Raw genomic sequence first — 1,302 nt, 5'->3', positions numbered from 1 at the left:
GATCACCAAGCGTACCGCTTCCTCGCGGAACTCCGGTGAGTACTTGCTTGTCCTGCCCACGTTTCCCCTCGTTTCCTTACGAGACCATTGTATTGGGTCCCTGTCCGGAAACCTCGGGGCACCTCACCCAGACCGCCCACATGTTGTGTGACAAGAACGCCGTCGTGGTGCTGGAAAAGCTCAACACGAAGAACATGACCCGCTCGGCCAAGGGCACCACCCAGGCTCCTGGGAAGAAGGTGCGGCAGAAGGCGGGGTTGAACCGGGCGATCCTGTCCAAGGGCTGGCACGGCTTCAAGCTGGCCTGTCAGAACCGGGCCCGCCGCACCGGAACCAGCATTGTGGAGGTCGATCCCGCTCACACGTCCCAGACCTGTTTCGAGTGCGACCATGTGGACCCGGCATCCCGTGAGAGCCAAGCGCGGTTCCGGTGCACTGCGTGTGCGCATACAGATCATGCGGATGTGAACGCGGCCAAGAACACCAAGAAGCGCGGATGGACTAACCCTTTAGGGTGAACCGTGCCAGCCTGCGGAGACCTCTGGGTTGCCATGTCTGCGAAGCAGGAACCAGCTGCCGCCGCGAGGCGGACAGGGCCACCAGACCTTGGTCTGGTCGGAATCCCTCTCGCTTCAGGAGAGGGAGGAAGTCAAGAGGAACATGGAACGCCACCCGGCCAGCTCGACCAGGAAGCCGCCCAGGACCGGGGCGAGGGTCGCGGAGGCCATGAGGGAGGCCGTCCACACGGCGATCGCCATCGGCCGCCGGTCCTCGTCGTAGGTTCGGCTGAGCAAGGGCATGACGTTGGCCGACACCACCGCCGCGGCCGCTCCCTTGAGCAAGCGGAACGCCACCAGTGAGGTCAGGTCCCAGGCCAGCCCGCACAGCAGCGAGGACGCGGTGAAGACGGCGATGCCCCAGAGGAACATCGTGCGCGCACCGATCCGGTCGCCCAGGGAGGCGGCGGGCAGTACCAGGGTCCCGAAGGCCAGCGTGTAGCCGACCACGACCCACTGCAGGCCCACGAGCGTGGCCCCGGGCAGGTCGGCGCCGATCTGGGGCAGCGCCACGGACACGATGGTCAGGTCGACCGCCATCAGGGCGGAGGCGGTGACCAGGACCGCCAGGGTCCAGCCGGACGAGGTGAAGCGCATGGGGCTCCCAACACTGGGGGGTGTTTCGTACCGGAGTTTTTAGAGACTCGGAACCGACGCATCGACGGGTGTCGATGCGGGATTGTGCTGGTAGAAGTCGGCTTCGAACTCCGAGGGTGGGACCAGGCCGATCTCTCCGTGCAAACGG

The 1,302-nt window shown here is 65.4% G+C and carries 2 protein-coding genes; one reads left to right on the top strand and one right to left on the bottom strand.

Annotation, left to right across the window (positions count from 1 at the left end):
• The coding region (locus tag ACYVDG_RS32630; RefSeq protein WP_460764143.1) for an RNA-guided endonuclease InsQ/TnpB family protein at positions 1-518 on the top strand (518 nt) is incomplete at its 5' end.
• 114 nt (positions 519-632) lie between these two features.
• Here the strand turns inward: ACYVDG_RS32630 and ACYVDG_RS32625 are convergent.
• Positions 633-1,154, bottom strand: a complete 522-nt coding sequence (locus ACYVDG_RS32625) for an MFS transporter (protein WP_460764140.1) — start codon at positions 1,152-1,154, stop codon at positions 633-635.
• Positions 1,155-1,302: the final 148 nt, after the last annotated feature.

The sequence above is a fragment of the Nocardiopsis oceani genome, from assembly GCF_054777395.1.
This window is presented reverse-complemented; position numbering and strand designations above follow the sequence as displayed.

What these genes read in the sequence shown, in the direction of transcription:
- ACYVDG_RS32625 (WP_460764140.1), bottom strand. Translation starts at nt 1,154, where the DNA reads ATGCGCTTCACCTCGTCCGGCTGGACCCTGGCGGTCCTGGTCACCGCC.